General features: G+C 56.6%; 9 protein-coding genes and 1 pseudogene. 6 read left to right on the top strand and 4 right to left on the bottom strand.

The features are described from left to right. Nucleotides 1-278: 278 nt before the first annotated feature. Both ASE07_RS30700 and ASE07_RS15800 read right to left on the bottom strand, forming a co-directional pair. A pseudogene (locus ASE07_RS30700) lies at nt 279-646 on the bottom strand (transposase); the annotation flags it as partial. Nucleotide 647: 1 nt separating this feature from the next. Next, nucleotides 648-1,464: IS110 family transposase (locus ASE07_RS15800; RefSeq protein WP_235548485.1), on the bottom strand; the 817-nt coding region annotated here is incomplete at its 3' end. Between the two features lie 405 nt (nt 1,465-1,869). On the opposite strand from ASE07_RS15800, the gene ASE07_RS15795 reads away from it, so the two are divergent. Then, nucleotides 1,870-2,796, top strand: a complete 927-nt coding sequence (locus tag ASE07_RS15795; protein ID WP_057291768.1) for a DMT family transporter — start codon at nt 1,870-1,872, stop codon at nt 2,794-2,796. Nucleotides 2,797-2,804: 8 nt separating this feature from the next. Here the strand turns inward: ASE07_RS15795 and ASE07_RS15790 are convergent, their stop codons facing one another. Beyond that, nucleotides 2,805-4,157, bottom strand: coding sequence for an aspartate aminotransferase family protein (locus ASE07_RS15790; protein ID WP_057291767.1), 1,353 nt, complete (start codon nt 4,155-4,157; stop codon nt 2,805-2,807). A 137-nt stretch (nt 4,158-4,294) separates the two neighbouring features. Here ASE07_RS15790 and dusA point away from each other — a divergent pair, with 137 nt between their 5' ends. The 3 genes from dusA to ASE07_RS15775 all read left to right on the top strand — a co-directional run bounded on the left by dusA (nt 4,295) and on the right by ASE07_RS15775 (nt 6,544). After that, on the top strand, nt 4,295-5,320 hold the full coding sequence (gene dusA, locus ASE07_RS15785) for a tRNA dihydrouridine(20/20a) synthase DusA (RefSeq protein WP_082584186.1): 1,026 nt from the start codon (nt 4,295-4,297) through the stop codon (nt 5,318-5,320). 131 nt (nt 5,321-5,451) lie between these two features. Next, a complete protein-coding gene (locus tag ASE07_RS15780; protein WP_057291766.1) occupies nt 5,452-5,646 on the top strand; it encodes a hypothetical protein in 195 nt (64 codons plus the stop codon). Nucleotides 5,647-5,683: 37 nt separating this feature from the next. Next, entirely contained in the window at nt 5,684-6,544 is an 861-nt protein-coding gene (locus ASE07_RS15775; RefSeq protein ID WP_057291765.1) for an SDR family oxidoreductase, read from the top strand. A gap of 79 nt (nt 6,545-6,623) precedes the next feature. On the opposite strand, the gene ASE07_RS15770 is transcribed toward ASE07_RS15775, so the two are convergent. Beyond that, entirely contained in the window at nt 6,624-7,574 is a 951-nt protein-coding gene (locus ASE07_RS15770) for a sigma-54 interaction domain-containing protein (RefSeq protein ID WP_235548484.1), read from the bottom strand. A gap of 70 nt (nt 7,575-7,644) precedes the next feature. On the opposite strand from ASE07_RS15770, the gene ASE07_RS28885 reads away from it, so the two are divergent. Together ASE07_RS28885 and ASE07_RS15765 are read left to right on the top strand one after the other, a co-directional pair. Then, the gene (locus ASE07_RS28885) at nt 7,645-7,803 is read left to right on the top strand and encodes a hypothetical protein (RefSeq protein WP_156396675.1); all 159 of its coding nucleotides are present in this window, start codon (nt 7,645-7,647) and stop codon (nt 7,801-7,803) included. A 392-nt stretch (nt 7,804-8,195) separates the two neighbouring features. Further along, nucleotides 8,196-8,411, top strand: coding sequence for a hypothetical protein (locus ASE07_RS15765; RefSeq protein WP_057291764.1), 216 nt, complete (start codon nt 8,196-8,198; stop codon nt 8,409-8,411). The last annotated feature ends 39 nt before the right edge of the window (nt 8,412-8,450 follow it).

Below are 8,450 nucleotides of genomic sequence, written 5' to 3'. Positions count from 1 at the left end.
TATATGGACTCCCTCCAAAGTACAAGAGACTGACCGACGGGAATGACATTAGGGAGAAGCCTGCAGTCGTATATCCGGCATCTAATGTGGACTCTGTCGTGGTCCGTGCCGACATGGAATCTGCGTCACCATTGCGCCAATCAATGCAAGCGGCAGGCGTACAGCTGCCGGACACGTTATCGGCGTCAAACGGTGTGGGAGTATCCCTGGGTGCCATGATGGGCGATCAATCTCTTCGCAAAGGCGGGTATGTTCAACCTCGTTTCGTAGCGTACTGCTCAGGCAGGCATCGGGTACGTCGGGTCGCTAAGCTTCTTGCTTATTCGTGTAACGCTTCCTCCGTAAATTTCTCCATCACGCAAAGTGGCGTAGCAAATCCGTGCCAATTTATTGGCCAGAGCGCACGCCGCCTTATTATGATTCGCTCGGGACTGCACACCGAGTGCCCAGGCTCGCAGGCTGTCAATCTGGCGACCAGCCTTAACGGCGACGCTCGCCGCTCGGAGTACCGATCGGGCACCGTGCGTGAGCAACATGCGCAAGTACCGGTCGCCTTTCTTGGTGATGCGTCCCAGGTTTCTGGTGCTGCCGGACGAATGTTCCTTTGGTGTCAACCCGAACCAGCTGGCGAAGTGCCGGGCATCTTNGGTCGCCTTTCTTGGTGATGCGTCCCAGGTTTCTGGTGCTGCCGGACGAATGTTCCTTTGGTGTCAACCCGAACCAGCTGGCGAAGTGCCGGGCATCTTTGAAATGAGCGACATTTCCACTGGTGGCGGCCACCATCGCAGTAGCGGTCAACAGACCAATGCCAGGTATCGACAGCAGCGTGGTGCAGGCAGGAGACTGTCTCGCCAGCGCCGTGAGCTCGCGTTCGAGCTGAGCCACCCGTGCTTCGAGCAGCCGAATCTCTTCCACAAGCAGCTTCATTGTGCCGCGAATGAGAATTGGGATTGCGGAAGCAGGATCGGCAAGGACTCGACTGATTTGCTCCAGGCCGTTGCGACTGCCAGTCGCAACGGAAATACCGAACTCACGACAGAAACCGCGCAGGGCATTGATTCTTGCAGTGCGTGTGGACATCCACAGCGAGCGAACGCGGTGCAGCCCTTGGAGCGCTTGCTGTTCGACAGATTTGATTCGCACTGGGGTCATGTCGCCACAGCGAGCCGCTTCGAGCAGCGCGCAGGCATCGGCGGAATCGGTCTTGTTACGCTTGACGTAGGCGCGTACGTACGGAGCGGGAAGCAACTTGACGTTAATGCCCATGGCGTTAAAGCGGCGAGCCCAGTGATGAGCCGAGCCACAAGCTTCCATGATGACAAGGGACACGTTGCGATTGATAAACCAGCGCTCAAATTGCGTGCGGGTAAGGCGGTGTTGCTCGATGACACGCCAGGCGGAATCGGCAACAGCCAATTGGAAAACAGATTTGGCCAGGTCGACGGCCACGATAGTAGTATTCATGACGGACTCCTTTTGTTGGTTGATCCCCATGCCCATGCGAACCAGTACGTCTACTTTGGCGCAAAAAGACGGAGGGAGTCCATCCCATCAATTTTTTGACTGGCAAGGCGCAGGAGGAGTCAATAGCGGGCTATTGACGACGAGTGCAACGCAGGCAGGCGGCTCGGCGCCCCCGGAAAAAGACGCGATGTCATGGTGCGTTATGGGTTGGGATTGGTATAAGCGTGTCGATCAACATGACGATGGCAGGGCGCACCGACGAACGCACTACATGCGCGTGACCAAAGGTGCAGTCGCAACGCATTTTGGTTATTGGTTTACGCTGAATTGATATACCCAGGCCCGGCCCTCCAATTGGAAGACCGGGCCAAGTTTTTTTCATACTAAACTTTTGTCAATTGTTCCATGTCACTTTTGACGACTCATCAGCGAGCATTGCTGCTCATGATTATTGCGCCGACGCTCTGGAGTATCGCCGGCGTCATCACGCGCCACCTCGACGCCGCACGTGGTGTTGAAGTAACGTTTTGGCGCAGCCTGTTTTCAGCCATGGCTGTCGCCATCGTTCTGGTCGGTCAGCAAGGCGTCGCCCGGACGGTCAACACCATACGTTCTGCCGGCCTGACCGGCGTCCTGAGCGGCATGATGTGGTGCGTGATGTTTGTCTGCTTTATGATTGCGCTTACCAAGACGACAGTGGCTAACACGCTGATCGTGATGAGCGTGGCGCCATTGCTGACGGCATTTCTTGCGTGGGTGGTGCTGAAACAGAGCATTCCCCAGCGTACCTGGCTGGCAATTGCCGCGGCATTCGTCGGCATCTTGTGGATGTTCGTCAACGGCATGAGCAATGTTGGTGGGCAGCACCTCATCGGTATGCTGATCGCGGGCGCCGTGCCAGTCGCCTCCGCCGTCAATCTCATTATTCTCAAGCGCGCAGGACAGGGTATTGACCTGATGCCCGCCGTGTTTTTGGGAAGTGTTTTTTCCGCGCTGCTCATGCTCCCGTTCGCGTGGCCACTACAGGCCTCCCTGCATGATGTGGGGCTATTGGCGGTGCTCGGATTTTTTCAGCTTGGCCTTCCCTGCCTGTTGATGGTCAAGGCAACCAAAAGCCTGTCCGCACCGGAGGTGGCGTTGTTGGCGTTGCTGGAGGTGTTGCTTGGCCCGTTATGGACATGGCTGGGCGCCGGCGAAGTCCCCACCCGGGAAACCTTGCTGGGTGGCGGTGTGGTCATGGCGGCGTTGGTGCTGAATGAGATTGCCGCCCTGCGAGCGCAAGGCGGCAAGAAGGCACCCGCCGGACCGATGGTCGAACCGACGGTGCAATAACGCGCAACTCAGGCGACCACAGGCTCGGACTGCGGCACGGCTTGCTGGCTCTTCAGGATGTCTGCAATTGCGCCGAACAACTGGTCGACCTGCTGCTTGTCGATGATCAGCGGTGGCGACAAGGCAATGATGTCACCTGTCGTGCGAATCAGCACGCCCTTGTCCCAGAAGCATTTCTGGAATACGTCGAAGGCGCGTGCCGACGGTTTGCCCGGCACGCTTTCCAGTTCAATGCCGCACACCAGGCCGAGATTGCGCACGTCCTTGACGTAAGGCAGGCCCTTGAGGCTGTGAGCGGCCTGTTCAAAGTAGGGCGCCATGGAGGCCGCGCGGTCGAACAGGCCTTCTTCCTTGTACACGTCGAGGGTGGCGATACAGGCTGCCGCGGCGAGAGGATGACCGGTATAGGTGTAGCCATGGAAGAATTCGATGGCGTTTTCCGGCGCAGCGTCCATGAACGTGTCATGGATGTCCTGGCGCACGATGACCGCGCCCATCGGAACTGCAGCATTGGTCAAGCCTTTGGCGCAGGTAATCATGTCCGGCACGACGCCGAAAAAGTCGGCGGCGAATGCGCTGCCAAGGCGGCCGAAACCAGTGATAACCTCGTCGAAAATCAGCAGGATGCCGTACTTGTCACAGATGCTGCGCAATTTCTGCAGATAGCCTTTGGGCGGCAGGATAACGCCGGTAGAACCCTGAATCGGTTCGACGATCACCGCGGCAACGGTGGCAGGGTCGTGCAACGCCAGCAAGCGCTGTTCGAGTTCGTCGGCGATTTCCGCGCCATGCTCCGGCAGACCGCGCGAAAACGCATTCTTGCCGATATCGAGCGGATGCCGTAAATGGTCGACACCGGCCAACGTTGGTCCGAAATGCTTGCGGTTGCCAGCGATACCGCCGACCGCGATGCCGCCGAAGCCGACGCCGTGATAGCCGCGCTCCCGCCCGATCAGGCGTGTGCGCAAGCCGTCGCCGCGCATACGGTGATAGGCGAGGGCGATCTTAAGCGCGGAATCCACCGATTCTGAACCGTCGTTGCAAAAGAAAACACGGTTGAGGCCTTCCGGCGCGATTGAAACCAGGGCGCTCGCCGCTTCGAAGACTTTCGGATGCCCCATCTGGAAGGTCGGCGCGAAATCCATGGTTGCTGCCTGCTGCTGGATCGCGGCAGTAATTTTTGGATGGCAATGGCCAGCGTTGACGCACCACAGTCCGGCAGTGCCGTCGAGAATCTTACGGCCGTCGTCCGAGGTGTAATACATGCCGGAAGCAGCCGCCAGCAAGCGTGGTTTGTTCTTGAACTGGCGGTTCGCCGTAAACGGCATCCAGAAATGCGAGGTGTCCAGAGTATTGGCCATAGCGTGTTTCCCTTTTGGAGAAATTGTTGTGTGTTGCCCGGACCGCTCCCTTGAGGGGAGAAGGCCCGACCCGTGGTTATGCAGCTTTTTACCTTTGTTACGTACCGGAAGCCATCCCGGTAAAATGTCGTCCTATTATGATCCGCTCTCCACATTCCGCCAAGTTACCCGCCCGCCGTCTATCGGTTGCTCCGATGATGGATTGGACCGACCGTCATTGCCGCCTGTTTCATCGCCAGATTACCCGACACACCTGGCTTTACACGGAGATGGTGACAACTGGCGCCTTGCTCCATGGCGACGTGCCGCGCCATCTTGACTTCAATGACGAAGAACATCCTGTCGCACTGCAACTTGGCGGCAGCGAACCCGCCGACCTCGCCAAAAGCGCCAAGCTGGGCGAGACCTGGGGCTATGATGAGATTAACCTGAATTGCGGTTGTCCGTCTGAGCGCGTTCAAAAAGGCGCATTCGGCGCTTGCCTGATGGCTGAACCTGCACTGGTCGCAGACTGCGTCAAGGCAATGCGCGATGCCGTCTCGATTGACGTGACGGTCAAGCACCGCATCGGTATCGATGATGTGGAGTCTTATGACTTCGTCCGTGATTTTGTCGGCACCATTGCTGACGCCGGCTGCAGCACTTTTATCGTGCATGCGCGAAACGCTATCCTCAAGGGTTTGAGTCCGAAGGAAAATCGTGAGATTCCGCCGCTGAAAGCCGATTACGCCTATCAACTCAAGCGCGATTTTCCCGGACTTGAAATCATCATCAACGGCGGTATCAAGACCGTCGCGGAAATCGATGCGCATCTGCAGCATGTGGATGGCGTCATGCTGGGGCGCGAGGCCTACCACAACCCGTATCTGATGGCCGGGTTCGACGCGCGCTATTACGGCGACACGTCCCCCGTCAAGTCGCGCGCCGAAGTGCTCCAGGCCATGCTGCCATATATCGCCGATCAGCTTGCGCGCCATGGCAAGGGCAGTGTCGGCGGTGGCTTGCGCCTCAATAGCATCACCCGCCATATGCTCGGCCTGATGACGGGATTGCCTGGCGCACGCGCATTCCGGCAGACCCTGTCCGATTCTAAAAAACTCGCCGCTGGCGATCCCGCCTTATTGATGGAAGCGTTCGCCAGAACGCAGCCCATCGCCGCCTGATTCCGCGGTTCATTTCCTTTCAATAAGCTTCTGTGCCATATCGCAAATGGCACAGAACCTGCTCGCCTTTAGCCTTTCAATGTCAATCTTGAATTAGCAACACCGTTCACCTACCGACACAGGAGGATGCCATGCCATTGAAAGGCGGAAAGAGTCAACAAGCAGTGAAGAGCAATATCAAAACGCTCGTGCATGAGTACGAACACGACGGCAAGATAGGCAACAGCCGTCCCGGCTCCAAAAAGAAGGCGGTCAAACAGGCGGTCGCGATCTCCCTGAAAAAAGCAGGCAAGAGCCGCACGCAGTCGAAGTCAACCAAGCATTAATCGGGGACCAGAACGCTTCAATATTGAAAGGAACATCATGGCTTCACAGGATCAATCCTTCCCGCCCCAGCATCAGGACAAGCAACCCGGCTCGGAGCAGGCCATGTCGCCGAAGCCGCAGGCCGAAATGCGAAATTACAAAGGCAGTGGAAAATTGAAAGGCAAGGTAGCGCTGGTGACGGGCGGCGACAGCGGCATTGGCCGCGCTGCGGCGATCGGCTTTGCCAAAGAGGGAGCGAACGTCGTTATCGCCTATCTCGACGAGCATGAGGATGCTAAGGAAACGCAACGCTATATCGAGGCGGAAGGACGTGAATGCGTATTGATTGCAGGGGATGTCGGCGATGCAGCGTTTTGCAGCAAGATGGTTGACACCGCCGTGTCATCATTCGGCAAGCTGGACATCCTGGTCAACAATGCGGCCCAGCAGTATCCGCAACAAAGCATTGAAGACATCACCGAAGACCAATTGCTGAAAACCTTCCGCACGAATATTTTTTCAATGTTCTTCACCGTCAAGGCGGCGTTACCCCACCTCAAGCCTGGTGCCCGCATCATCAACACCACATCGGTGACTGCCTATCGCGGCAGCTCGCATCTGATCGATTATTCGTCGACCAAGGGAGCAATCGTCGCCTTTACCCGTTCCCTGTCGCAGCAGTTAGTCGAGCGCGGAATCCTGGTCAATGCGGTGGCGCCGGGGCCGATCTGGACTCCGCTGATTCCGGCAACCTTCGACGAAAAACAGGTGTCGAGCTTTGGGCAGAAGGCGCCAATGGGCCGCGCCGGACAACCGGATGAAGTTGGACCCTGCTATGTGTTTCTCGCTTCGGAAGATTCGTCGTATATGACGGGGCAGGTGCTGCATCCGAACGGCGGCGAAGTAGTCAACGCCTGAATCTTTTGCCAGCGCTATGCGGTGCGGTGTTCGGCATTGCGCTGGTACGTGCTGGTACGTAATGGATAATCGACTGTGCTCAATACTCTTTCAGGCGGTTATAGAGCGTCTTCAAACTGATGCCCAGCGCCTCGGCTGTCAATCGCTTGTTGCCGCTGTAATGTTTGAGCGTTGCCAGGATGATTTCTTTTTGCGCATCGGCAAGTGGCGTTCCCACAAAGAAATTCAGATAGCCTTCATGTACAGTGGGCTTTTTGGTCGACAGGTCAGAAATGCAGTCCTCAATATTGAGCGTGTCGGTCGCCAGAATATAGGCACGCTGCACCACATTTTTCAGCTCCCGTACATTGCCCGGCCAGGAATAAGAGCGGATGACATCGAGTGAGCTTTTGGAAAATACCTTGTTCGCCTTGTCTTTCTCGTTCAGTTCAAAAAGGAAATGATTGGCAAGCGCTTCGATGTCGTTGCCACGCTCGCGCAAAGGTGGAATCCGAATAGGAAACACGGCAAGCCGGTACATCAGATCCTCACGCAAGTTGCCTTGCTTGACCGCCGTATCGAGATCGCGATTGGTTGCCGCTATCAGGCGCACATCGACTTTTACTTCCTCATCGCCACCAACCCGCAGAAAAGTTCCGGACTCCAGCACCCGCAGCAGCTTGACCTGCATGTCGACCGGCATCTCCGTTATTTCATCGAGGAACAGGGTGCCGCCGGATGCATGCTCAAAGTAACCGATCTGCTGGCGCACTGCGCCGGTGAAACTGCCCTTCTCGTGACCGAACAATGCAGCCTCGATCAGATGTGCCGGAATTGCGCCGCAATTGACGGCAACAAATGCCTGCTCGCTTCGCGCACTGCTGTGGTGAAGCGCATTGGCAATAACTTCCTTGCCGGTCCCGCTCTCGCCCACCAGAAGGACGGTTGCTTCGGTTGCCGCCACTTTGTCCACTTGCTGGTAGAGCCGCTCCATGATCGGCGACGTGCCGTGCATGATGCCGAAGTGCTTCAGTGATTTTTCGAGGGCCATGTGTGGTTCCGTTTGGCCACTCCCGTGTGGCCGGTCGTAGCGCTCAGGCGTGAGCGTCGAAGAAGACGTCATGATTTTTACATCAAAGCGTGAAGACTCACTTGCGCTATTTCAGTTCCAGTGCGCAAACCAGTCATGGTTGACGTTGCGTGCGGTACTGCCTGAATCCTTCTCCCGGCATTACGCATCGATGGTCGACGAGAACGACAAGCTTCAAGATACACGATAACTAAATGGTGGTGTGTACGCTACTTACAAGGATTGATATTCGCTCAAAGTAAACGGGACAAAGCTTACGACCGGCAATGATTGCGATGTCGATGATGTGACGTCTCTTACTGCAGGAATAGAAGAACTGTAAGCATTACGTCGCTGCTGTAAGTTTTACCCCGGCCCTATGCTCTATACATGTCGCGCTACGCACCGGTTGTCACATGCATAAGCCCCATCCTAGGTGTGCCTAAGCCTGGAATAAGCTTGTACTTGCTTTACATCAGCATGCGATGGCATGGAATCTGCGTCCTGCAGAATCTGACCTTGCGAAAAGCTTCATAGAACTTATCGCAAAAGGTACGGTCAAGAACGTGACAGACAACGTTAACTTTTTTGAAAGGAACAAGAATGAATGCACTGAAGACGACATCGAAAGTTTTGTTGGTTGTCGCTGCGCTGAGCCTGACAGCAGTGGGTTGTGACCGTCGCGCAGGCGACACCTCGGGCGGAAGCGGCGCTACAGGCAGCAGTTCGAGTGGTGCAGGTTCCATGGGTTCCAGCGGCTCGGGCGGTGCAGGCGGTTCCGGCACAACCGGTGCGGGCGGCGGTACCGGTTCGAAATAATACGCCCAAGGCACTCCGCCATGCCGCAAGGTAGTGCGC

This window comes from Noviherbaspirillum sp. Root189, from assembly GCF_001428545.1.
Taxonomy (GTDB): Bacteria; Pseudomonadota; Gammaproteobacteria; order Burkholderiales; family Burkholderiaceae_D; genus Noviherbaspirillum.
Note: the sequence above shows the minus strand (reverse complement) of the source record. Positions and strands in the feature narration are given on the sequence as shown.